The sequence below is a fragment of the Pseudacidovorax sp. DMC4 genome, assembly GCF_056314265.1.
Map to the genome: position 1 here is coordinate 1 of NZ_JBQUYR010000024.1, position 24172 is coordinate 24172.

At 69.1% G+C, this 24172-nt stretch carries 19 protein-coding genes; 9 read left to right on the forward strand and 10 right to left on the reverse strand.

Features of this window, described 5'->3' with window-relative positions; translation table 11 throughout:
* Window positions 1–96 precede the first annotated feature (96 nt).
* Together ACT54X_RS28070 and ACT54X_RS28075 are read right to left on the reverse strand one after the other, a co-directional pair.
* Entirely contained in the window at window positions 97–1179 is a 1083-nt protein-coding gene (locus tag ACT54X_RS28070) for a ParB/RepB/Spo0J family partition protein (RefSeq protein WP_294378733.1), read from the reverse strand.
* Window positions 1176–2408, reverse strand: a complete 1233-nt coding sequence (locus ACT54X_RS28075) for an AAA family ATPase (RefSeq protein WP_294378735.1) — start codon at window positions 2406–2408, stop codon at window positions 1176–1178. Before ACT54X_RS28075 ends, ACT54X_RS28070 begins: the two co-directional genes overlap by 4 nt.
* 634 nt (window positions 2409–3042) lie before the next feature.
* Here ACT54X_RS28075 and ACT54X_RS28080 point away from each other — a divergent pair.
* Window positions 3043–4434, forward strand: coding sequence for a replication initiation protein (locus tag ACT54X_RS28080; protein WP_294378738.1), 1392 nt, complete (start codon window positions 3043–3045; stop codon window positions 4432–4434).
* Window positions 4435–4476: 42 nt separating this feature from the next.
* Here the strand turns inward: ACT54X_RS28080 and ACT54X_RS28085 are convergent, their stop codons facing one another.
* Window positions 4477–5421 carry a LysR family transcriptional regulator gene (locus ACT54X_RS28085; RefSeq protein ID WP_294378741.1) on the reverse strand — a complete coding sequence of 315 codons (945 nt, stop codon included), beginning with the start codon at window positions 5419–5421 and terminating at the stop codon, window positions 4477–4479.
* Between the two features lie 230 nt (window positions 5422–5651).
* On the opposite strand from ACT54X_RS28085, the gene ACT54X_RS28090 reads away from it, so the two are divergent.
* From ACT54X_RS28090 to ACT54X_RS28105, 4 genes are all read left to right on the forward strand, one after another.
* Complete coding sequence (locus ACT54X_RS28090; protein WP_294378744.1) at window positions 5652–6533, forward strand: alpha/beta hydrolase; 882 nt, start codon at window positions 5652–5654, stop codon at window positions 6531–6533.
* Between the two features lie 199 nt (window positions 6534–6732).
* Window positions 6733–7983 carry an efflux RND transporter periplasmic adaptor subunit gene (locus tag ACT54X_RS28095; RefSeq protein ID WP_294378749.1) on the forward strand — a complete coding sequence of 417 codons (1251 nt, stop codon included), beginning with the start codon at window positions 6733–6735 and terminating at the stop codon, window positions 7981–7983.
* 132 nt (window positions 7984–8115) lie between these two features.
* The gene (locus ACT54X_RS28100; protein ID WP_294378783.1) at window positions 8116–11397 is read left to right on the forward strand and encodes an efflux RND transporter permease subunit; all 3282 of its coding nucleotides are present in this window, start codon (window positions 8116–8118) and stop codon (window positions 11395–11397) included.
* Window positions 11398–11483: 86 nt separating this feature from the next.
* Window positions 11484–13040, forward strand: coding sequence for an efflux transporter outer membrane subunit (locus ACT54X_RS28105; RefSeq protein WP_294378786.1), 1557 nt, complete (start codon window positions 11484–11486; stop codon window positions 13038–13040).
* 56 nt (window positions 13041–13096) lie between these two features.
* On the opposite strand, the gene ACT54X_RS28110 is transcribed toward ACT54X_RS28105, so the two are convergent.
* From ACT54X_RS28110 to ACT54X_RS28125, 4 genes are all read right to left on the reverse strand, one after another.
* Window positions 13097–13363, reverse strand: a complete 267-nt coding sequence (locus ACT54X_RS28110; RefSeq protein ID WP_017759195.1) for a YkgJ family cysteine cluster protein — start codon at window positions 13361–13363, stop codon at window positions 13097–13099.
* 68 nt (window positions 13364–13431) lie between these two features.
* Window positions 13432–14787, reverse strand: coding sequence for a type II toxin-antitoxin system HipA family toxin (locus ACT54X_RS28115; protein ID WP_476349884.1), 1356 nt, complete (start codon window positions 14785–14787; stop codon window positions 13432–13434).
* Window positions 14788–14790: 3 nt separating this feature from the next.
* The gene (locus ACT54X_RS28120; protein WP_476349886.1) at window positions 14791–15057 is read right to left on the reverse strand and encodes a helix-turn-helix transcriptional regulator; all 267 of its coding nucleotides are present in this window, start codon (window positions 15055–15057) and stop codon (window positions 14791–14793) included.
* A gap of 105 nt (window positions 15058–15162) precedes the next feature.
* Window positions 15163–16089, reverse strand: a complete 927-nt coding sequence (locus ACT54X_RS28125; RefSeq protein ID WP_476349888.1) for a LysR family transcriptional regulator — start codon at window positions 16087–16089, stop codon at window positions 15163–15165.
* Between the two features lie 125 nt (window positions 16090–16214).
* Between ACT54X_RS28125 and ACT54X_RS28130 the strand changes: the two genes are divergently transcribed.
* The 4 genes from ACT54X_RS28130 (at window position 16215) to ACT54X_RS28145 (ending at window position 20638) form a co-directional block, all read left to right on the forward strand.
* Entirely contained in the window at window positions 16215–17174 is a 960-nt protein-coding gene (locus ACT54X_RS28130; protein ID WP_476349890.1) for a Bug family tripartite tricarboxylate transporter substrate binding protein, read from the forward strand.
* A 19-nt stretch (window positions 17175–17193) separates the two neighbouring features.
* Window positions 17194–18231 (forward strand): zinc-dependent alcohol dehydrogenase, encoded by a 1038-nt coding sequence (locus ACT54X_RS28135; protein ID WP_476349892.1) that lies wholly within the window; start codon window positions 17194–17196, stop codon window positions 18229–18231.
* Complete coding sequence (locus ACT54X_RS28140; RefSeq protein WP_476349894.1) at window positions 18224–18811, forward strand: hypothetical protein; 588 nt, start codon at window positions 18224–18226, stop codon at window positions 18809–18811. Before ACT54X_RS28135 ends, ACT54X_RS28140 begins: the two co-directional genes overlap by 8 nt.
* 252 nt (window positions 18812–19063) lie before the next feature.
* A complete protein-coding gene (locus ACT54X_RS28145) occupies window positions 19064–20638 on the forward strand; it encodes a TerC family protein (RefSeq protein WP_294378835.1) in 1575 nt (524 codons plus the stop codon).
* Here the strand turns inward: ACT54X_RS28145 and ACT54X_RS28150 are convergent.
* The 3 genes from ACT54X_RS28150 to ACT54X_RS28160 all read right to left on the reverse strand — a co-directional run bounded on the left by ACT54X_RS28150 (window position 20620) and on the right by ACT54X_RS28160 (window position 24162).
* The gene (locus tag ACT54X_RS28150; protein ID WP_476349896.1) at window positions 20620–21660 is read right to left on the reverse strand and encodes a lysylphosphatidylglycerol synthase domain-containing protein; all 1041 of its coding nucleotides are present in this window, start codon (window positions 21658–21660) and stop codon (window positions 20620–20622) included. The two genes, ACT54X_RS28145 and ACT54X_RS28150, sit on opposite strands and share 19 nt — an antisense overlap.
* Before the next feature lie 242 nt (window positions 21661–21902).
* Window positions 21903–22493: a DUF4142 domain-containing protein gene (locus tag ACT54X_RS28155; RefSeq protein ID WP_476349898.1), complete on the reverse strand. Its 591-nt coding sequence runs from the start codon at window positions 22491–22493 to the stop codon at window positions 21903–21905.
* A 157-nt stretch (window positions 22494–22650) separates the two neighbouring features.
* Window positions 22651–24162: a tripartite tricarboxylate transporter permease gene (locus tag ACT54X_RS28160; RefSeq protein WP_294378815.1), complete on the reverse strand. Its 1512-nt coding sequence runs from the start codon at window positions 24160–24162 to the stop codon at window positions 22651–22653.
* Between the last annotated feature and the right edge of the window lie 10 nt (window positions 24163–24172).

Sequence of the window (24172 nt, forward strand, 5' to 3'; positions counted from 1 at the left end):
GGGGGGGGTGGATGAACGCCCTCCTCCTACTTGTCATGGCCCCGGCGCCATGACGCCAGACGGTGGTGTTGAACGGTTCAACACCACCGCGCGCGGTCAGTCTGCCCCGAGTTGCGCGTTCAACCAGTCGATCAGCGCCGCTTCACGCGCCGGCGTTAGAACACCCCGGTCGAAGCGCAGCGTCATTCGGCCGGTCGCATCCGCAGCCAGCACAGCGCCCTGCCCTGCCCTACCTAAGCGTCTTTCAGCCGGGGCTGTTGAACGGTTCAACACCTTGTCGCCCTGGCCAAGCAGGGCGTCTAGCACCTGCTTGGCATTCAACGCCACCTTGCTGGCCTTCAGCTCCTTCGCGCGCGCGACGAGGCCTTCGGGGTCCCGCTGCAGCACTTCGCTGAGCGGCTGGGCCCAGCGGAACTGCACGTCGAGGGGTGAAGGAAATGCCTCGACCACGGCATCGGGCAAGCGCGCCAAGGCAAGGCTCTTGGAGATCAGCGACAAGTCGACGCCCACTGCCTCGGCCAGCTTGCGCTGGGACGGGTACAGGCCGTTGTCGAGCGCCCGCCTGTACATCATGCCCTGCTCCCAGGCGCTGAGGTTCTTGCGGGCGCGGTTCTCGCGCTCCATGGCCTCGAACAGGCCTTTGTCGTCGATGTCCGCAATGATGGCCTGAACGGGGATGCCCAGTTCCAGACAGGCGCGATGCCGACGGTGGCCGAACACGAGCTCATAGTCGGCCGCCGGATCGGTGCCTTCAGCCAGCGCACGGACACAGACAGGCTGCACGTTCGCCCCGCTCGAAGCGATGTCCGTCTTCAACTCCTCGAAGGCCTTGTCGGCCAGCGCGTTGGCATGCCGGTTCGCCCACCGGGAAGCGCGGATCCGCCGGGGATCCAAAGCCTTCATCGGCACCGCACCCTCAAACGCGCGCAACTTGAGCTTCAGCTCTTCCGCCTCTTTCACGGCCGCCGACTGTGATGCCATGAACACCGCCATGGACCCCGGCGCGGTCTTGGGACGCGCCTCCGCGTTGGGTGCGCTGGAGGCTACCGGTGCCCCCATGGGGCTGACCGGCAATTCTCGGGGCTGGGCATCAACGGCCGGGGTAGCGGGCGCCGCAGGCGGCATGCGGAAGGGCGGCAGCTGGATCAGGCTGGCCTTTGCTGCAAGCTTCTTGCTCATCGACGACCCTCCTTAGGCGAGTTGACCGGGGGTGTTGAACCGTTCAACACCCCCACCTGTCCGTTCCACACGGCGCGGACCGACCCTTCGATCTGCCCGACGAAGCTGTCATAGGCGTCCCGTGCACGTTTGAAGGTGCGGGCGCTCCCGTCGTAGCGGGAGACGTCGTACACGGTGCCGAATTCAGCACTGGCCACCCCGGTGACGGCAGTCTTGGGAATCTCCACTGGGAGCACCTTTTCCGCGTAAGTCTGGCCGATCCACTGGCGGATGACCGTACTGGCGGCGTCGGCCGAATCGACCCGGGCCAGCAACACATGGATGAAATCGAAATGCTTGTCCAGACCGCGCTTGGTGAGCAGTTCCCCGGTCAGGTCGGAGAAAAGGCTCCAGAACTGCGAGGCGGACGCAAAGTCGAGGGCATTTGGCGGCAACGGCATGATGATGCCGTTGGAGGCCATGAACGCATTGATGGTCGTGTACGACAGGGCAGGGGGGGTGTCGATCACGATCACGTCGTAGTCGCCACGCACGTCATCGATGCCGAGGTCTAGCACCCGCCAGAACTCGAAACCGGGCTCCTGCGTCTGCCGGGCAGGGAGCGCGAACTCTGCGCCGAACAACACGGGCGCGGCGGCGACCAGGTCGATGCCATCCCAATAGGTGGAGCGGATCGCGTACCGGATCGAGGTCTCCGTTCCCATGGCCAGAGGCAGGATGGTGTCCTGTTCCTCGACCTCCGTGTCTGGGAGGATGCCGAACAGCGTGGTCAGCGAACCTTGAGGATCGGTGTCGATGACCAGCACGCGATGCCCCAGCAGCGACAGGCCTTGCGCCAGCGTGACGGCGGTCGTCGTCTTGGATACGCCGCCCTTGAAGTTGCCGATGGAAATGGTCACCGCCTCAGCACCTTCGGGCCGCAGGCGGTCCTTGCGGTACTCGCGAACCCACTGGCGCGCTTCGGCCAGCGTGAATTCCCGTCGGCTGCCCGAAGCGTTGAGCCGCCCCGCAGGCAGGTCGCCTTTGCCGAGCCGGTGCGAGATCGAGCCTTTTTCCATCTCCAGCAGGCTGGCCAGCTGGGAGAGGCTGAACATGGGGGCTTCTTTGCGTGCAGTGGGTGCCAACATGGCGGAGCGGATCTGCTCCATCATGGCAACGGCGCGTTCGGCCTGCGCGGCAATGTCCGAGAGACTGATGGGCCGGGGGGCTGGAAGAGGGGAAGATGCCATATGAAACTCCTGATGGCTCGAGTTTACCGAGGCGCTTGACGGAATTCCGTGAATTGGCCAGAAAAACGTCAAGGCTCCCGCATCTGTTGCGTGATTCGGTTTCTGTAGTTTGGATCGCCTTTAGGAAAGACTCTAAGTCCTTCAATCTCTTTAATACCTTTAGAGCCGAGAAAACCCAATGGTGACAAGCGCTTGGCGCCGAAGACATGCAGGGATTCAGGACGATATGGCGACGGATCGGGAGCTGAGAGCCAGGGAGACGGGAGAAGACGGAGACTTTTCGGTAGTGAGGGTGCGTGTTTTCATGAGTTCATGAGGTCGCAGCGAGACGGTCTGAGGTGAGTGTTTTCAGGAAAGAAGGGCGGGCCGCCGCTCCGTGGGCCTCCATCGAGGTGTCTTGCGCTGCTTTGTGGTGCGCTGTGGAAGAGAGAAGGGCACTCCGGGGCCGAAATCGGGGCGGTGCGCCGTTTCCAGATGGCGGCGCCCACGCTTCTTCGGCCGGCGATCCCGAAAACTCTCCGCCTTCGTCTGTTTCAGCGGGGCGCGGTCCTGGTTTCACGTGAGAGTTTTCAGGAACAGGATCGGAACGCTTTCAGGTGAAAGGCCGGATCACCTCTCGCGTACATTACCGTCCATGGCTCGAACCCTTCGGTCTCCCGACACCCTGCGCACCCGTGCTTCCGCGGGCGGCGGCGGTCCGGCCGTCTCCGACGACGTGCAGCTGCTGCGCAAGGCCGTCAACACGCTGGCCATCGTCCCCAAGTCGACGCGGATCACCACGCTCGGGCGCAAGAGCTACAACGTGCTGCTGTACCTGGCGCAGGAGCAGGGCATGGAGAAGGACGTCTTCCGGACCCCGCTCGACTCGGTGGTCCGCGGCCTGGATTTCGACAGCAACGACCATGCGCTGATCAAGAAGCACCTGAGGGCGATGGTGTCCACCACCGTGGAGTGGCAGTCGCCCACGAGCGGGGAGGGCGCGGCCTGGAATGTCAGTGGCCTGCTGGCCCATGCGCGACTCAGCAAGGAGCGCGGCCAGGTCTGGGTCGAGTGGTCCTACGCGGTCAACCTCAAGCAGGAACTGCTGGACCCGAGCGTGTTCGCGCGGCTTCGGCTGGAAGTGATCAGCCAGTTGCGCACCCATGCGGGCGTGGTGCTCTACGAGATCTGCACCCGCTACAAGGACATCGGCCGGACGGCGCGACAGCCCTGGCGCTGGTGGTACCCGGTGCTCAGCGGCAATCCCCACACCGAGAAGACCGACCGCCTCGAATACCGGATCTTCAAGCGCGACACCCTCAAGCCGGCCATCGCCGAAGTCAATGCGATCACCGATCTGGAGATCGAGCTGGTCGAGCACAAGCAGGGCCGATTCATCGACGAGATCCAGTTCCACATTGGCCGAAAGAAGCAGTCGGCGCTCACATTGGCCCGCGCGCCCGCGCCGGTCGACATGGTCGCTGTGAGCCGCGCCATCGCGCTGGGAGTGAGCGAGGAAGCCTTCGAGCAGATGGCGGCGGGTTGCGACGAGGCCGCGGTGCGCTCGGCCCTCGATGTGCTGGAGCGGCGGGTGAACACGGCCTATCCCGAACCGCTGCGGGATCCGGCCCGCTATCTCAAGGCGTTGCTGGCCCGGGGCGGCGACCAAGCCGATGCCGCGGCGCAGGCCACGGCGGCCCACCCAGCCGCAGCGGCGCTGGCGGCGCGCGAGCAACAGTCGCAGCGTCGCCAGCGCTGGCAGGCGGAATGGATTCGCCGCGCCAACGAGCGTTGCCTGTCCGCCATCGAGCAACTGTCCGAGGAAACCCAGCACGAGCTGGAAGGCCAGCTGATGCTCGCCCTGCAGGGCCGCGGCGCCCATCCGTCCATCATCAAGCGGCTGGGTTCCAGCGGCTGGCAGCATCCGATGGTGCGGCAGGAGATGCTGCGCTTCTTCGGCGATGCAACCTTCGGCCCCGGCTGGGACAAGCCCAGCGCTGAAGATCTGCTGGAGATCGCGACCGAGATGGGCGGCGACGAGGAGTGATGCCCGGCACGGCCTGGCAGGGCAGACGGGCGAGCGCCGACGTCAGCCGGCGCGGACCGCTGCGGCGTCCGGCGCGCGGGCCAGATCCTGGTTGCGGGCGAACTCCGCCGCCGTCCAGTCCACGAAGGCGCGGACCTTGGCACTCAGGTGGCGGTTGGGCGGATACACCACATGCACCGGCAGGGGAGGGCATTCCCAGTCCGGAAACAGCTCCACCAGTTCGCCCCGGGCCACGTAGGGCGCGGCGATGAACCGGACCATCTGGGCCACCCCGAAGCCAGCGAGCGCTGCCTCAGTGTAGGCATTGCTGTCGTTCACGGCGAGGCGGGCGGGGCCGGTCACCTCCAGCGTCTCGCCATCCTTGTGGAACTCCAGCGGATAGACCCGGCGCGAGTTGTGCGAGAAGAAGTTGATGACATGCTGCCGCCCGCGCTCCAGGTCGTGCGGCGTGCGGGGCACGCCGTAACGCTTCAGGTAGTCCGGCGAGGCGACCGTCATGAAGGGCAGGGTGCCGATGCGTCGCGCCACCAGCGACTGATCGCCGATCTCGCCGCCGCGGATCACCACGTCCACGTTGTCGCCGATCAGGTCGACCGGACGATCGCTGACGCCCAGGTCCACCTGGATGTCGGGGTACTGGTCGCAGAAACTTTGCAGCCGCGGGATGAGGACGAGCCGCGCCATGGCGGTGCCCACGTCCACGCGCAGCCGGCCTGAGGGCGCGGCGTTGCTGTTGGTCATGCTCGACTCCAGCTCGTCGAAGTCGCTGAGCAGGCGCGCGACGCGCTCGTAGTAGGCCGCCCCGTCGGGCGTGACAGTCACGCGCCGCGTGGTGCGGTTGAGCAGCTTGACGCGCAGCCGCGACTCCAGCGACTGGATCTGCTTGGTCACGGTGGCCTTGGGCAGGCCGAGCGAGTCGCCGGCGCGGGTGAAATTGCCCGCCTCCACGACACGCACGAACACCCGCATGGTCTGGATCTGGTCCATGGATCGATGTGCGAAAAGGGCTGACATCCCGCGCGCGCGGGATGCGGCAGGCTGGCAATTGCCAGGCCGCCTTGTGGCCCCGCATTCTGTGCGGCAACCAGCCCTCCATTGTTGCTGCGCGGGAAACAGAGTAGGGGCATCGGCACGGTCCGTGCAAGCGGCGGGCGTTCGTATAGTTCGATCCACGCCGCACCCCAAAGACTTCCCACGTCCGATCCGAAAGGCCTGCCATGAGCACGAATCCCCAAGCCCCAGCGTCCGCCGCCACTTCCCCGGCCGGCTGCGCCGTGGCGGAGGAGGACCTGCACATCGACCTGCCCGGCAGCGAGCCCGTGAAGGCCCGCATCTACGGAGAGCGTCTCAAGGGAGCGGCGGCCATGCCGCTGGTGCTGCATTTCCATGGCGGCACCTTCGTCTGCGGCGACCTGGACAACGGGCGCAACGTGGGCCGGCTGCTGGCCGCTGCGGGTGCGCGCGTCCTGTCGCTGGCCTATCCGCTGGCACCCGAGCATCCCTTTCCCAAGCCCATCGAGGTGGGCTTTGCGGCCCTCGAATGGCTCTACAAGCAGCGCGTCAAGCTGGCGGGCAAGGGCGCGCAGATCTATCTGGCGGGCGAGGAGGCCGGCGGCAACCTTGCCGCTGCGGTGGCGCTGGTGGCCCGCGATCGTGGCCACCCGCCGCTGGCGGGCCAGATCCTGCTCTCGCCCATGCTGGACCCTTGCGCCGGCACCGCGTCGCTGCGCGAGGCCTCCTGCGCCGATGCGGCCTGCAAATGGGCCACCGGCTGGCAGCAATACCTGCGCCGTCCGATGGATGCCACGCATCCCTACGCGGTGCCCGGTTCGGCCCTGCGGCTGACCGACGTGGCGCCGACGCTGGTGCTGGTCGGCCCCGACGACCCGATGCGGGACGAGGCCCTGGCCTATGCCAAGCGGCTGCGCGCCGCCGGCATCGACGTGGTGGCGGAAGTGCTGCCCGCCACCTCCCAGTGGCCCGAGGCGCTGTACCAGCCCGATGACCCGGGATGTCCGGCCTGCGGTGTGGCCGCGCGTCAGAGGGTCACGGCCTTCTTCGAGGCCCGGCGCGCGGCGGCGGCCACGCCGCCCAGCTGATCGGCGTGCCGACGGCGCCGCTGTACGGCGCTGACCGATCACCCCCTTGCGACTGCGCTCGCGGCCTTGCCCGGCCGCGCGGGCCGTGCTGCGCCGGCTGAAGCCGCGCGCACGCCACCCCTTCTTCCACGCCCATGCCGCCTGCGCCACAAGCGCCGGGCTGGCCCCTGCATTCCTTCGATCCGAAAGAAAGACCTCCATGTCCCACCTCGACAAGACCCCCGCTGCCGCCACGCCACCCACCCGCCGCCGCGTGTGGCCCGCCATCACCAGCCTTACCGCCGTGCTCGCCATCGGTGCCGGTGTGCTGGGCGTTCCCGGCCTGCGTGCCGAGGCCAGCGACACGCCCGTGCCTGCGGCTCCCCCTGCCACGCCCGTGACCGTGGCCGCCGTCGAGTCGCGGCCCGTCAGCGCCTGGGACGAGTTCTCGGGCCGCCTGGAAGCCGTCGAGCGCGTCGAGGTCCGCTCGCGCGTGGCCGGCGCCGTGCAGGCCATCCACTTCCGCGAAGGCGCGCTGGTCAAGCAGGGCGAACTGCTGCTGACCATCGACCCGGCGCCCTACCAGGCCGAGGTGCAGCGCGCCGAGGCGCAGGTGGCCTCGGCCCAGGCCCGCGCCGCCTACACCCGCAGCGAGCAGGAGCGCGCCCGCCGGCTGTACGGCGAGCAGGCCATCGCCCAGCGCGAACTGGATGAGCGCCTCAATGCCGGCCAGGAAGCCGAAGCCAACCTGCGCGCCGCCCAGGCCGCGCTGCAAAGTGCCAGGCTGAATCTGTCGTACACGCAGGTGCGCGCGCCGGTGGCCGGCCGCATCGGCCGGGCCGAGGTGACCGTGGGCAATCTCGTGCCCGCCGGCCCAGGTGCGCCGGTGCTGACCACGCTGGTGTCGGTGAGCCCCATCTACGCCAGCTTCGATGCCGACGAGCAGGTGGTGGCCCGCGCCTTGAAGGCACTGCCCGGCGGTGCCAGTGCACGGGCCCAGCTCGCCAGCATCCCGGTGCAGATGGGCACCGCCGCCACCGAGGGCACGCCCTACGAAGGTCGCCTGCAATTGATCGATAACCAGGTCGATGCCCGCAGCGGCACCGTGCGGGTGCGCGCCCGCTTCGACAACACCGATGGTGCGCTCATCCCCGGCCAGTTCGCCCGCATCCGCATGGGCCAGGCCGGCGAGAGCCGCGCGCTGCTGGTCAGTGAGCGGGCCATCGGCACCGACCAGAACAAGAAGTTCGTGCTGGTGGTGGGCGAGGGCAACAAGACCGAATACCGCGAGATCACGCTCGGCGCGCCCGTGCAGGGCCTGCGTGTGGTCAGCACCGGCCTCAAGGCCGGTGAGCGTGTCGTGGTCAATGGCACGCAGCATGTGCGGCCCGGCATGGTCGTGGCGCCCACCGAGGTGCCGATGACGGCCGCCAGTTCGGCGGCGGCCGAGCGCGTCGCCTCGCGCAGCTAAAGGCACCCCACCGCTGACGCATCGCGCTGCACGCGGCGCTCTCCCTTTCTTTCCGCTTCCAAGTCGCCACCGTGCGCAGCCTTCGTGCTGCGCGCGGGGGATCGCTTCACCCCGCCACCAGGAGTTGGCGCCATGAATCTCTCCAAGTTCTTCATCGACCGGCCGATCTTTGCCGGCGTGCTGTCGCTGCTGATGCTGATCGCCGGGCTGATCGCGCTGCGCGGCCTGCCGATCTCCGAGTACCCCGAAGTGGCACCACCGCAGATCGTGGTGCGCGCGCAGTACCCCGGCGCCAATCCCAAGGTGATCGCCGAGACGGTGGCCACGCCGCTCGAAGAGCAGATCAACGGCGTCGAAGGCATGCTCTACATGAGCAGCCAGGCCACCACCGACGGCGTGATGACGCTGACGGTGACCTTCCGCTTGGGCACCGACCCCGACAAGGCCCAGCAGCTGGTGCAGAACCGCGTGGCCCAGGCCGAGCCGCGGTTGCCGGAAGAGGTGCGCCGCCTGGGCCTGGCCACCGTCAAGAGCTCGCCGGACATCACGATGGTGGTGCACCTGGTGTCGCCCAACAAGCGCTACGACATCGACTACCTGCGCAACTACGCGGTGCTCAACGTCAAGGACCGCCTGGCCCGCATCGAAGGCGTGGGCCAGGTGCAGATCTGGGGCGGCGGCGAGTACGCGATGCGCGTCTGGCTCGATCCGCAGAAGATGGCCCAGCGTGGCCTCGCTGCTGGCGACGTGGTGGCCGCCATCCGTGGGCAGAACATCCAGGCCGCGGCCGGCGTGGTCGGGGCCTCGCCGGGCCTCTCGGGCGTGGACCTGCAGCTGTCGGTCAACGCGCGCGGCCGCCTGGCCAATGAAGAGGAGTTCGGCGACATCATCGTCAAGGGCGGCGCCGCCGGTGAGCCTTCGACGCAGGTGGTGCGTCTGCGCGATGTGGCCCGCATCCAGCTGGGTGCGGCCGACTACTCGCTGCGCTCGCTGCTGGACAACGACCCGGCAGTGGGCATCGGCGTCTTCCAGGCGCCCGGCTCCAACGCGCTGCAGATCTCCGAGCAGGTGCGCCGCACCATGGCCGAGATCCAGAAGGCCATGCCCGAGGGCGTGGAATACCGCATCGCCTACGACCCCACGCAGTTCGTGCGCGCGTCCATCGAATCGGTGATCCACACGCTGCTGGAGGCCGTGGCCCTGGTGGTGTTGGTCGTCATCCTGTTCCTGCAGACCTGGCGCGCGTCCATCATCCCGCTGCTGGCCGTGCCGGTGTCGGTGGTGGGCACCTTTGCCGTGCTGCACCTGCTGGGCTTCTCCATCAATGCGCTGTCGCTGTTCGGCCTGGTGCTGGCCATCGGCATCGTGGTGGACGACGCCATCGTGGTGGTGGAGAACGTGGAGCGCAACATCGAGGCCGGTCTGACGCCGCGCGAGGCCACGTACAGAGCCATGCGCGAGGTGTCGGGGCCCATCATCGCCATCGCGCTGGTGCTGGTGGCGGTGTTCGTGCCGCTGGCCTTCATCTCGGGCCTGACGGGCCAGTTCTACCGGCAGTTCGCCGTCACCATCGCCATCTCGACGGTGATCTCGGCCATCAACTCGCTCACGCTGTCGCCGGCCCTGGCGGCCCTGCTGCTCAAGGGCCACGACGCGCCGCGCGATGCGCTCACGCGCGGCATGGACCGGCTGCTGGGTGGCTTCTTCCGCGGGTTCAACCGGCTGTTCCACCGCGGCAGCGAAGGCTATGGCCGCGGTGTGCGCGGCGTGATCTCGCGCAAGACGCTGATGCTGGGCATCTACGTCGCGCTGGTCGCGCTGACCTTCGGTCTCTTCAAGGCCGTGCCCGGCGGCTTCGTGCCCACGCAGGACAAGCAGTACCTGATCGGCTTCGCCCAGCTGCCCGATGGCGCCACGCTGGACCGCACCGACGACGTGATCCGCCGCATGGGCGACATCATGAAGAAGAACCCCAATGTGGAAGGCACGCTGGCCTTCCCGGGCCTGTCGATCAACGGCTTCACCAACAGCTCCAACGCGGGCATCGTGTTCGCCATGCTCAAGCCTTTCGACCAGCGCAAGGCGCCGGAGCAGAGCGGGGCGGCCGTGGCCGGCCAGCTCAACCAGGCCTTCGCGGGCATCCAGGACGCGTTCATCGTGATGTTCCCGCCGCCGCCCGTGGCGGGCCTGGGCACCACCGGTGGCTTCAAGCTGCAGCTGGAGGATCGCGCCTCGCTGGGCTATGAGGCCATGGACAAGGCGGTGCAGGCCTTCATGGCCAAGGCGCGGCAGACGCCCGAACTGGCCGGCATGTTCACCAGCTGGCAGGTCAACGTGCCCCAGCTCTTCGCCGACGTGGACCGCACCAAGGCGCGGCAACTGGGCGTGCCGCTGACCGACATCTTCGACACCCTGCAGATCTACCTGGGCAGCCTGTATGCGAACGACTTCAACAAGTTCGGCCGCACCTACAGCGTGCGCGTGCAGGCCGATGCGCCCAACCGTGCGCGGGCCGAGGACATCGGCGCGCTCAAGGTGCGCTCGTCCTCGGGCGAGATGATCCCGCTGTCTGCCCTGATGAAGGTCGACGCGAGCTTCGGGCCCGAGCGCGCCATGCGCTACAACGGCTATCTCACGGCCGACGTCAACGGCGGCGCCGCACCCGGCTATTCGTCTGGCCAGGCGCAGGCCGCCATCGCGCGCATCGCTGCAGAGACGCTGCCGGCGGGCATCGACTTCGAATGGACCGACCTGACCTACCAGGAGATCCTGGCCGGCAACTCGGCGATCCTCGTCTTCCCGCTGGCGATCCTGCTGGTCTTCCTGGTGCTGGCCGCGCAGTACGAAAGCCTGACGCTGCCGCTGGCCATCATCCTGATCGTGCCCATGGGGCTGCTGGCGGCGATGACCGGCGTGTGGCTCTCGGCGGGGGACAACAACGTCTTCACGCAGATCGGCTTGATCGTGCTGGTGGGCCTGTCCGCCAAGAACGCGATCCTGATCGTGGAGTTCGCGCGGGAGCTGGAGTTTGCGGGTCGAACGCCGGTGCAGGCCGCCATCGAGGCCAGCAGGCTGCGGCTGCGGCCCATCCTGATGACCTCGCTGGCCTTCATCATGGGCGTGCTGCCGCTGGTGCTGTCCTCCGGCGCGGGTGCCGAGATGCGCCATGCCATGGGCGTGGCCGTGTTCGCCGGGATGATCGGCGTGACGGCCTTCGGTCTCTTCCTCACGCCCGTCTTCTACGTGGCGCTGCGCCGCCTGGCCGGCAACCGGCCGCTGCGGCAGCACGGCCAGGTGCCGGCCCAGGCTGACGACTTCGTCTCGGCCGAGCATCCCGCCACGCCGGGCCATCACGGCAGCGGCGGTGGTGGCCTCGCGGCTCTGCCCGCGGCACCGCGCGGCGCTCACGAATGACGCCCAGGCATTCCTTGTTCACGAGGACAACGACCATGACAAACACGCAATCGACCACGAGGGGGCCGTCGTCGACGGACGCGACCATGACCCGTACAGCGCAAGTGCGCAGCGCCTTCGATCACCACCAACCGTTCACGCTGAGCCTGTCGAAGCGCCGCACCCTCGTTCCGCTGCTGGCCGCCCTGGTGCTCGCTGGCTGCGCCACCGCACCGGCGCAGCTGCCTGCCGTCGCCACGCCCGCCCGTTTCAAGGAAGCGCTGCCCGTCACTCGGACTACGACCGAAGGCCGCTGGACCGAGGCCGCCGCCGCCGAGGCCCAGCCCCGCGGCGAATGGTGGAAGGCCTTCCAGGACCCGGTGCTCGATGCGCTTGTGGCGCAGGCGGCCGAGGCCAATACCAGCCTGCAGCAGGCAGCGGCCCGTGTGCGGCAGGCGAGGGCGTTGTTGCGCAATGCCGAGGCCGACCGTTCGCCGCAGCTTGGCCTGGGAGGCGGCGCCACGCGGCAGCGCGGGCTGGATCGCAACCAGTCCACCCAGCCTTCCACGCTGCTCAACGCCGGCCTCAGTGCCTCGTGGGAGTTGGATCTGTTCGGCCGCCTGTCGCGCCTGCAGGACGCCGCTGCGCTCGACGCCCAGGCGCGCGAGGCCATTCTGCAGAGCACGCGCCTGATGGTGCAGGCCGAAGTGGCCCAGACCTATCTGGCCCTGCGCTCCGCCGACGAGGAGCGCGCCCTGGTGCGCGACGGCGTGGCCGCCTACCGCGACACGCTGCGCCTCACGCAGCGCCGCGAGCAGGCCGGAGACGTGGCCGCGCTGGACGTGGCGCGCATGCAGGCCGAGGTCTCGGCCAACGAGTCCGAGGCCCTCGCCCTGGATCGCCGCCGTGCCGAACTGGAGCATGCATTGGCCGTGCTGGTCGGCCGTGCGCCGGCGGACTTCGGCATCGGCGTCGATCGCTGGCAGACCGCACTGCCCGTGGTGCCGGCGGGCGTGCCCTCCACCGTGTTGCTGCGTCGGCCCGACGTGGCCGCAGCCCAGGCGTCGGTGCTGGCCGCGCAGGCCCGCGTGGGTGCGGCGCAGGCGGCGTACTTCCCGAACGTCGCACTCACGGCCGGCGGTGGCTTTGCCTCGCCGGAGCTGGGCGACCTGTTCAAGTGGTCGGCGCGTTCGTGGGGCGTGGGTGCATTGCTGTCGCTGCCGCTGCTCGATGGCGGCCGCCGTGCCGCGGGTGTGGAGCATGCGAGCGGCGTGCTCGACGAGGCGGTCGCGGCCTATCGTGCGCAGTCGCTCGATGCCTTCCGCGAGGTGGAGGACCAGCTCTCGGGCCTGCGTCTGCTGCAGCAGCAGGCCGCTGCGCAGGCCACGGCGGTGGAGGCCGCGGCGCGGGCCCTGCAGCTGTCGGACACCCGCTACCGCAATGGCTACATCAGCCAGCTCGATGTGCTCGATGCGCGCCGCAGCGCGCTGCGCAACCGGCGGCAGGCGCTGCAGGTGCGCTCTGCGCAGTACCAGGCCACCGTGGCGCTGGTGCGGGCGCTGGGCGGCGGATGGGGCGCCTCGCAGGCGGACGTGCAGTCCTCGAAGGTGGCAGCCCCGACAGACATCGCGGTTGCGGCGCCGGTGAAGAAGGACGGTTCGTAGGTCCTGAGTCGCGCCCGCGCCGGGTCACTGCGCCGCTGTCGGCGGAGCGTCGTCGCTCAACGTCCGGTCTCGGGCGCGGTCTCGGCTTCCAGCTGCGTCAGCCAGCGCAGCGCCTCGGTCCGCGAGCTGCCGCACATCTCGGCCGACGGTGCCAGGCCGCCGCAGCAGGCCGGCCGCTCGGGCTGGCCGAAGATGCGGCACCGGTTGTCGTCGGCGAGCTGGATGCAGCGCACGCCCGCGGGCTTGCCGTGCGGCATGCCGGGAATGGGGCTGGAGATGGAGGGCGCGGTGCAGCAGGCACCGCAGTCGGGGCGGCAATCCATGGCGGGCACTGTAGTGGACGCCGTGAGCCCCGGGGCGGCGCAGGGTGGCCCGTCCCGCATCGGGCGCGTCACAGCCCGGCGGAGAGCTTGCGTGCCGCATCCGCCAGGCCGCCCAGGATGCGGTCGGCCAGTTCGGCCGGAAAGCCCGCCGGCAGTTCGCCGTGGACGGCCGCCACCACGCCCGGCGTGAGTGTCGCGGCCGCCTCGATCAGCGCCTCAACGCCCCGGCCATCCGCTGCGCGCACGCCATGGCGCTGGCCGAGCGCGACCCAGTGCCGCGGCAGGATCTCCCGCAGCTTCCAGTGCGCATTGCGGCCACGCACCGCCATGGCCATGCGCGCCTTGTGCGCCGAGATGGCGCCCGGCCCTTCGCCGAGCACGGGCCAGGCCGACAGCACGTCGTACAGCGGCGTGAGCTGGTAGCGACCGCCGGGCCGCAGAAACAGGCTGAAGTTCTTGGCATGGCCGTCGGTGGCACCCAGCATCCAGAACAGCAGCTGGGCCAGGAAGAAGGTGCGGCGGTCGTCCTCGCGCGTCAGCGAGCCATCGAGCACACCCATGATCCGGTCGATGCCGGGCCCGCCGTCCACCTCGTACTTGGCGTCGGGCGGCGTGCCGGTCGCCTGGCAGAAGTCCTCCTGCGGCAGACGCAGCAGTTGCTGCCGCCCGTCGGGGGCGCTCCACCAGCGCCGGTCGAAGCGCGCCACAGCCAGCACCCGCATCTCCTCGAACTGCAGCGGCTGGCAGTCGGCCACCGGCAGGCCGAAGGCACGCAGGATGCGCGCGCACAGCCATTCGTTTTCCACCGAGTGGCGCATGTCGATCTTCATGCCGCCCACGAGCCCGAGCGGCAGCTTGAGGATGTGCGTGGTGGGCGTGCTGCCCTGCGGCAGGCACCAGAGGCCGTCCTGCAGCAGCAGGGCGGTCTTCTCCTGCGCGCCGGCGATGGAGATGCGCAGGTCCTCGTCGTCGACGGCAAGCCCCAGGGGCGCGGTGGCCGTGGCGCTGCGCAGGATGGCGGCGACGCGTGCCTCGCTGAGCGGCTCGGCCTGGATCGCGAAGGAGCCCGGCGAGGCCTGGCCTTCAGGCAGGATCTCCAAGGCTCCCACACAGTCCCGGCCGATGCGCGCCAGTAGGTCGAAGGCGTCGGTGCTGCCCGTGCCGTGGCGTCGCGCCATGCGCTCGCGGATGTCCCTGCTGTCGGGCAGCAGATTCTCGAAATAGGCGCGCACCTTGGGGCCGCGGTGCGGCGCGTTGCCGGGCGTGAAGGGCAGGGACAACGACAGCGGCCGGCCCTCCGGCGACCGTGTCCAGTCGGCGTCGTATTGCAGCGTGTCGGGCGCGTGGGGCGTCAGGCTCCAGGTGCCGACGGAGGCGCCGTTCATCCAGAGGCCCAGAGCCCGGCGATGGGTGCGGCGGCCCATGGACTACCAGGCGGGTGAATCGCGCTCGGCCGCGCGAGGGGTGGCGTCGGGTTCGGTCGGCACGATCACCATGTCCGCCCCCAGGATGTGGAGCACCGACAGCAGTCGCGAGGCGCCCATGCTCTCGGCGTTGCGCTCCAGGGCCGAGTAGGTCTGCTGGGTCACACCCAGTCGCTGCGCGATCTGGGCCTGCGTCAGCCCGCTCTGCTTGCGAAGCGCACGCAGCAGGCCAGGCAACTGGTCGGCAGTTCGTACAGTAAAGGCGGACATACAGAATTGGTTTTGTAAATCAATTTAACGCATTAAAGTGCGTAAAAACATTTTACATAGCTTGTGCTGTGTCAGCGCACGCTGTCCAGCGCGTCTTCCCGCCACTCAGCCTTGCAGCTTCGCGGCCGTGCGCTCGCGCAGGCGCTCGAACAAGTCAACGATGCGCTGCAGGACTTCCTCTCCGACGAGACAGGGGGCACCGCTGCCGGCCTTGCGTCGAAGCAGCGTGAGCACGGCGCTCTTCTGCGGCTGGGCAAGGGGCAGCAGCCGAACCTGGGGCGCGGACAGCAACACGCAACTGGCCGGTACCAGTGCGATGCCCAGGCCCGCACCCACCAGATCCAGCACCCCGTGCACGGTGCTCGCCTCGTAGCGGATGCGCGGAGAAAAGCCTGCCTGCGCGCACAGGTGGATGGCCTGGTCGAAGTACGCCGGGCCCCGATGACGCGTGAAGGCCACGAAGTCCGCTTCCGCATACGCGCGCAGGTCTGCCGTGCCGCCCCGCGGCAGCCGATGCGTGGCGGCCACGGCGACGCAGAAGGGATCGAGGATGCGGACCACGGTCGCGATGCGCGGGTGGCGGATGTCGGCGCGCGCGATGCCCAGGTCGATCTGGCCGCTGGCCAGCGCATCGATCTGCTCGCTGCTGATCATCTCGCGCAGCTCGAACTGCAGGCCGGGGTCGTCTGCACGCAGCGCGGCCAGCAACTGCGGCAGCACGGTGCTGCCGGCCGAAGGCACGAAGCCCAGCGAGAGCCGGCGGGTCGGCGTGGCGCCGGCAATCCATGCCCGCAGTCCGCCGACCCGCTCCACCAGCGCCCGTGCCTCGGGCAGCAGGGCTTCGCCGGCCTCGGTCAGGTGCACGCCCTTGGGGTGGCGCATGAAGAGGGGGGTGCCCAGCGCCTCTTCCAGCTGGCGGATCTGCACCGACAGAGGCGGCTGCGCGATGAACAGCTTCTGCGCCGCGCGGCTGAGGTTGCCGGCCTCGGCCACGGCGATGAAGTAGCGCAGATGGCGCATCTCGATGTTCATGGTGTCTCCATACCTCGCAGGTATGGGCAGCATAGCGAATCGGTGCTGGACGTATTGCGAAGCCACGCCAAGAATCCGGGCCACAGCCGCTCGTTTCGAAGCGGCTTGCACTGGAGATACCCCCCATGAAGCGAATCCTCGCCCTCGCGCTCTTTCCCTTGTTGACGCTGCATGCGGCAGCCCAGTCCTGGCCCACCAAGCCCGTGAAGGTCGTGGTGCCCGCGCCGGCCGGCAGCTCGCTGGACTTCATCGTGCGCACCCTCGGCAACCGCCTGAGCACCCGCTGGGGCCAGCCGGTGATCGTGGACAACAAGCCGGGTGCAGGCGGCATGCTCGGCATGGTCGCGGTGGCCAAGGCCGCACCCGATGGCTACACGCTGGGCATCGGCTTCAACGGGCCCATCGCCTTCGCGCCCTTCATGTACAAGCAGATGGCCTACGACCCGGTCAAGGACCTGGCGCCCATCGTGATGACCTCGTCCCAGCCCAACGTGCTGGCGGTGCCGGCCAACCATCCGGCCAAGACCGTGCAGGAGTTCGTGAGTTGGGCGCGTGCCCAGCCCAATGGTGTGGCGTACGGTTCCGTCGGCGCCGGCAGTTCCTCGCACCTGACCATGGAGCTGTTGCGCACCACGGCCGGTTTCGAGGCGACGCATGTGCCCTTCAACGGCTCGCCGCCGGCGGGCATCTCCCTGGCCTCGGGCGAGACGCAGGCCTTGTTCACCGTGGCGCCGGCCCTGCTGCCGCTGGTGGCCAGCGGCCGCATCCGGTTGCTGGCGGTCACCAGCGCCAAGCGCATGGAAGGCATGGAGCAACTGCCCACCATCGCCGAATCCGGCTACCCCGGTTTCGAGGCGCTGGCGTGGAACGGCCTGTTCAGTGCGGCTGGTACCCCCGCTGCGGTCATCGCCAAGGTCAACGCCGACGTCAACGCCGCACTGAAGGAGCCCGAGGTGCAGGCCGCCTTTGCCAAGCAGGGCCTGGTGCCGGGTGGCGGCACGCCGCAGGCCCTTGCCAGCTTCATGGCCCAGGAGCGCAGCAAGTGGGGCGCCATCATCCAGAAGACCGGCATCCGCCTCGACTGATGTCAAGGAGCCCTCATTCATGCAAGCCCTGAGAAAGACCCGCGCCGCGGCCGGCCTCGAATTGGTGGAGGTGCCCGCGCCACAGGCCGCCGATGTGCGGGACGGCGAGGTGCTGGTGCGCGTGCATGCCGCCGGCATCTGCGGCAGCGATCTGCATGTCGACGACTGGACCTCCAGCTACACCTTCATCGCCCCATCGTTGCCCGTCACCATCGGCCACGAGTTCGTCGGCGTGGCGCAGTCCGGGCCGCTGGCCGGCCGCCGCGTGGTGGTGCGGCCGTCGGTGACCTGCGGCGTGTGCGCGGCCTGCACCGCCGGCGAATTCGACCGCTGCGAGCAGCGACGCGGCATCGGCATGACGCGCGACGGTGCCTTTGCCGCCTGGGTGCGTGTGCCACAACGCAACTGCGTGCCTGTGCCCGATGGCGTCAGCGACGAGCTGGCGGCGCTGACGGAGCCGCTGACCATCTCGATGCAAGCCCTGCGCATCGCGGGCGACGTGAAAGGTGCGCGTGTGCTGGTGATGGGCCCGGGCACCATCGGCCAGGGCATCGCCGCATTGGCGCGGCGGGCCGGCGCGGCGCAGGTGGTCGTCAGCGGCTTCGACGATGCCGTGCGCCTGGAGGCATTGCAGCGCATGGGCTTCACCCAGCAGGTGGACGTGGCCCGCGGCAGTCTGGTCGAGGGCGTCGCTGCGTTCATGGACGGCCAGCGCTTCGACGTGGTGTTCGAGGCGACCGGCGTGCCCGAGACCATCCAGGAGGCGCTGCCGCTGCTGCGCCGCAATGGCGTGGTCGTGGTCACGGGCATCCATGCCCGCCCGCTGACGCTGGACCTCACCCCCCTGGTGCGCAACCAGCACCAGCTGCGCGGCTCCTTCCGGCCGCCGGAGTCGGACTGGCCGCTCGCCCTCGACCTGATGCAGGAACTCGCCCCGGTGCTCGCCCCGATGGTGAGCCATGTTCTGCCCCTGTCGCAGGCGGCCGAAGGTTTCGCCCTGGCGCATGGCAAGAAGGCCTGCAAGGTGCTGTTGGCGCCGGAGCCCTCGGATGGCTGACTGGCTCGCGGGCGCAGGCGCGCTGCTGGCGCTGTGGAATGACGTCGATCCGGAAGTGGAAGCCGAGTACGAGGACTGGCATGCCAACGAGCATGTGCCCGAGCGGCTGACGGTGCCGGGCATCCTGGGCGCGCGACGCTATGCGGCCATGGCACCGGCATTGCGGCCCCGCTACCTCACGCTGTATGCGCTGGCCTCGGCCGAGGTGCTCGACAGTTCGGCCTACCGGCATCTATTGGCCCATCCCACGCCGGCCAGTGCGCGCATGCGGCCACATCTGAGGAATGTCGCGCGCTGGGTCTGCCGGCTCCATCGCACGGCGCCGGTCTGGCCGGAGGGGCCGGTGCATGTCCGCACCACGGACGACGACGGGGTGACGATGCTGGCGCACATGGCCGCACCGCTGCTGCTGGCCGAACATCTGCCGCAGGCACCGGGCCTGCCCTGGATGACCTCGGGCCAGGCGCTGAAGGTCGAGGGTCGCTGGCTGATGGTGCGCGAGAGCACGCCAGCGCCTTTGGCCGACGAAGAGGACTGCTGCCATCCCTTGCCGGTGCGCCGCGCGCGAATAGCGCATTGAGACGCCTGCGCCGCCAATGTCCCTGGGCCACGTCGGCCTTGTGGGGGCCGCGTTGGCTCGCTCGCTAGACTGGCAGCAGATGTCCAGCGACTCTTCCGAGCCTCCCAGTCCGCGGCTGGCCTTCGCCAGCCCTTGCGCGCGCCGCGCGCGCACCGTCCTCCCCGATCCTGCTGCCTCGCTCTGCCGCGCCGCCTTGGCGCGTGCACGGCATGCGGCATGCCCGCACCGCCCACGCGCGCAGAGGCACCGATGATCGAACTCCTCAGCGATCCGGCCGTCTGGGCCGGCCTGCTCACGCTGGTGGTGCTGGAGATCGTCCTCGGCATCGACAACCTGATCTTCATCGCCATCCTGGCCGAGAAGCTGCCGCCCCACCAGCGCGACCGGGCGCGCGTCATCGGCCTCTCGCTCGCGCTCGTCATGCGCCTGGGCCTGCTGTCGGTGATCTCGTGGATGGTCACGCTCACGCGGCCGCTGTTCGCCCTCGGGCCGCTCTCGTTCTCGGGCCGCGACCTGATCCTGCTGTTCGGGGGTCTGTTCCTGCTGTTCAAGGCCACCTCGGAGCTGCACGAGCGGCTCGAAGGTGCCGAGCACCAGGTGGCCACCAACCCCGTCTATGCGGGCTTCTGGCTGGTCGTCGCGCAGATCGTGGTGCTCGATGCCGTGTTCTCGCTCGATGCCGTGATCACCGCCGTGGGCATGGTCAGTGACCTGCCGGTGATGATGGCCGCCGTGGTCATCTCCATCGGCGTGATGCTGCTGGCAGCCAAGCCCCTCACGCGCTTCGTCAATGCGCATCCGACGGTGGTGGTGCTGTGCCTGAGCTTCCTGCTCATGATCGGCCTGAGCCTCGTGGCCGAGGGCTTCGGCTTCCACCTGCCCAAGGGCTACCTGTATGCGGCCATCGGCTTCTCGATCCTGATCGAGATGCTCAACCAGCTGGCGCGTCGCAACCAGGCGCGGCAGCAGGCCCTGCGGCCGCTGCGCGAACGCACGGCTGAATCGGTGCTGCGGCTGCTGGGTGGCGGCCGGCGCCTGCAGGCGGCCGCCGTGTCCGACGGCGATGCGCATGCGCCGGTCGATGCCCCGGCGTTTGCGCCGGAAGAGCGCCACATGGTCAGCGGCGTGCTTTCCCTCGCGGAGCGCACGGCGCGCAGCATCATGACGCCGCGTTCGGATGTGTCCTGGATCGATCTCGAGGAGTCGCCCGACGCAGTGCGCGAGCGCCTGCTGGGCTCGCCGCACAGCCTGCTGCCCGTGTGCCGCGGCAGTCTGGATCAGGTCGTCGGCGTCGGACGGGCGACCGAGTTGCTCGCGGCGCTGGTGGCGCAGGGCCGCATCGACGAGCAGGGCGCGCACATGCGTATGCCGCTGTACCTGCCGGAAAGTGCCAGCGTCACCCACACCATCGACGTCCTGCGCAAGGCCAAGGGCCAGCTGGTGCTGGTCAATGACGAATACGGGCTGCTCAAGGGCCTGCTCACGCCCTTCGACGTGCTCGAGGCCATCGCGGGCGAGTTCCCCGACGAGGACGAGTTGCCGGAGATCGAGCGCCTGGAGGCAGGCGCCTGGCGCGTCGCCGGAACGGCCGACATCCATCAGCTGCAGCGGATGCTGGAGACCGAAGGGCTGGTGAGCGAGGACGACAGCTACACCTCGTTGGCGGGCTATCTGCTGTCACGGCTGGGCCGCATGCCGGCCGCCGGCGAGGTGCTCGTCCACGACGGATGGCAGATGCAGGTGCTCGACGTGGACGGCCAGCGCATCCGCGCCGTCCGCATCGAGCCGGCGGCAGAGGGGACGCAGGCTCAGGCGGCCTCGGCCTGACCTGCATCCGGGTTGGCCGTCTTCTCCAGGTACGCATACAGCCCCAGCGCGATGGCCAGCGGCAGTAGGTAGTAAAGCGCGCGATACGCCAGCACCGCGCCCATCAGCTTGCCCTGGGGCACGGTGCCCGACAGCAACGCGAGGTACACGGCCTCCAGCACGCCGAGTCCGGCCGGAATCGGCACGCACACGCCCACCACCGATGCGGCCAGCAGCACGCCCAGCACGTGGGCATAGGGCACGCTGCCCCCCAGCAACAGGTACATCAGCGTGCCCATCAGGGACCAGTTGCCCGCGGACAGTGCCAGCTGCACCAGGGCGAGGCGCGGCGTGGGCAGGTGGACCGACTTGCCGCGCACTTTCCAGGTGGTGCCGTGCCAGCGCAGGCAGGCACCCAGGTACGCCACCGGCAGCAACATCAGCCCGACGCCGATGACCTGCAGCATGCCGTTGGACAGCGGCACCGAATCGGGAAGGTCCAGCATGCCCGACGCAAAGAGGCCGCCCGCGACGAGCCCGTAGCCGAGCCAGTTGGTGCTCAGGCTCATGGCGATGATCTGGCCCACCTTGGTCTCGTCCAGCCCGTCGCGCGCGTACAGCCGCGCGCGCAGCGCCACCCCGCCGACCAGGGAGCCGAGGTTGAGGTTGAAGCCGTAGCTCGCCACGGCGATGGCCCAGGTCCGCATCACCGGCAGGCCATGCCGGGTGTGATGCCGTCCGGTGAGATCGAAGCAGCCGTACAGCGCGTGGCTGGCCAGCGCCAGGATCGAGGCCTCCAGGAGAACAGTGCCGGGATAGCGCTTGAGCGCCGCCCAGGCGCCGGCCCAGTCCACCTTGTGTGCATGCGAGATGAGCATGGCCAGCACCAGAAGCCCGAGTGCAGGTACCGCCCAGCGGCGCACCGTGGGCCAAAGCCGTGCCCAGCGGGATGGATGCGCGGGCGCGCCCAAGCCCTTCGTCGTGTGTTCCGCGGTGCGGGAGGAAGAGCTGTCGATCAGCACGGGCGCCTCGGTATCTTGCATCGCCTCATGGTGGGCATGGCGCATCTCGCCCGACGTCGGCGCCGGACATCGGCCGCTGTAGGCGGCCCGGAGGCGTCCGCAGAAGCTGGCCCGGATCATGCTTGGAGCAAGCGGTCTCCTCGCAGCACCCTTGCTGCGACTTCGCCCGGCGGCTTTTGGGCCGACCGGGCTTTTTCATGGGCGCTTGGCCGGCGCGAAGGCAATGCGTTGCCGACAGTGGGTCCGTCGGCACGCGGGGGATTTCAGGAGCGCGGAGCGGCCTTGTCCAGCGCCTGCAACAGCGTGCGGCGGTCGTCCGCGGCCCGGCGTGCCAGGGCGGCGACCTCCTGATGCTCGGCCGTCTCTGCCGAGTCGGTGAACACGCGCACCTGCTCTTCCAGCAGGGCCCGGACGGTGCGCACCATGTCGCGGTCGAAGGTGGCTCCCTTGCTCTCTGCGACCCGGTCGACCATGCGACGCGAGACTTCCGACATGTCCAGCGGCAGGTTGGTCTTGTGGCGCTCGGCGTAGTCCGTCATGTCGCGGTAGAGCGCGTCAGACTTCTTCTCCAGCGATGCGGCCCACTCGCGCAGGGCCGGCTTCTGGAAGCGCCGCTGGCCCAGCTTGCCGATCTCGCGGTCGCGCACGATGAGTCCGCCGGCGGAGCGCAGGAACACGCGGTCGCCATTGCTCATGTCGCCACGCAGCGTGGCGTCGTCGGGGTCCTTGCTGTTGGGCTGGGCCTGCGCGACCGACAGGCCGGCGGCTGCGCAACCGGCCGCCAGGGCGCAGAGCATCCGGCGACGGTCCAGGTGATGGAGAGGGGAGGAGGAGGCAAACGAAGACTGGCGCATGGCACGGAACCTGAACGGGATGGCGATGCGCAAAGCATCGTCGGCACCGCGTGCCCTTGCGCTGCGCCTTCCCGCCCAAGCGACGTAGGACCGTTCGGCACGTCGCCAGTTGGCCGCGTCCGACGTGCGCCCGCCGAGGGCGTCCCATCGAAGCGGCTCAGGCCTCCACGAACGCTTCCTCGCGCCGCGAGCGCACGGCGGGCATGAGCACGATGACGACCAGTACGACGGCGGCCACGAGCAGGCCGGCCGAGATGGGCCGCGTCACCAGCACGCCCCAATCGCCGCGCGACAGCAGCAGCGCGCGCCGCAGGTTCTCCTCCATCATCGGCCCCAGGATCAGGCCCAGCAGCAGTGGCGCCGGCTCGCAGCCCAGCTTGATGAAGCCATAGCCGATGACGCCGAAGACGGCCACCATCCAGATGTCGAAGGTGTTGTTGTTGGTCGAGTACACGCCGATGGCGCAGAACAGCACGATCGCCGGGAACAGCCACTTGTAGGGAATCGACAGCAGCTTGATCCACATGCCGATCAGCGGCAGGTTCAGGATGATCAGCATCAGGTTGCCGATCCACATCGAGGCGATCAGGCCCCAGAACAGCTCGGGGTTGCTGGTCATCACCTGCGGGCCGGGCTGGATGTTGTGGATGGTCATCGCGCCCACCATCAGTGCCATCACCGGATTGCCGGGGATGCCCAGCGTCAGCAGCGGGATGAAGGAGGTCTGCGCCCCGGCGTTGTTGGCCGACTCGGGGCCGGCCACGCCGCGGATGTTGCCTTTGCCGAAGGGGATCTCGCCCGGCTTCAGGCGCAGCTTCTTCTCCAGCGTGTACGAGGCGAAGGACGACAGCAGCGAGCCGCCACCGGGCAGGATGCCGAGCGAGCAGCCCAGCGCCGTGCCCCGCAGCACGGCGGGCGTCATGCGCCTGAAGTCGTCCCGCGTGGGCCAGACGCCGTTGAGCTTGGCGGTGAATGCCTGGCGGTCTTCCTCGGGCTTGGCCAGGTTGGAGATGATCTCGCCGTAGCCGAAGATGCCCATGGCGATGGCGATGAAGCTGATGCCGTCGGTCAACTCCGGGATGTCGAAGCTGTAGCGGGCCACGCCCGAGTTCACGTCCGTGCCCACCAGGCCCAGCAGCAGGCCCAGGATGATCATGCACACCGCCTTGAGCAGGGAGCCGGAGGCCAGCACCACGGCGCCGATCAGGCCCAGCACCATCAGGCTGAAGTACTCGGCCGGGCCGAACTTGAAGGCCAGCTCCGTCAGCGGTGGGGCGAAGGCGGCGAGGATGACCGTGCCCACGCAGCCCGCGAAGAAGGAGCCCAGGCCCGCCGCCGCGAGCGCCGGGCCGCCACGTCCCTGCTTGGCCATCTGATGGCCGTCGATCACGGTCACCACCGAGGCCGATTCCCCTGGCAGGTTCACCAGGATGGCGGTGGTCGAACCGCCGTACTGCGAGCCGTAGTAGATGCCGGCCAGCATGATCAGCGCCGCCACCGGGGGCAGTGCATAGGTGGCCGGCAGCAGCATGGCGATGGTGGCCACCGGCCCGATGCCGGGCAGCACACCGATCAGCGTGCCCAGCAGGCAGCCGACGAAGGCATAGACGAGGTTCTGGAGCGTGAAGGCGGCTTCGAAGCCGAGCGCCAGGTGGTCGAGCAGTTCCATGGTGGGGTTG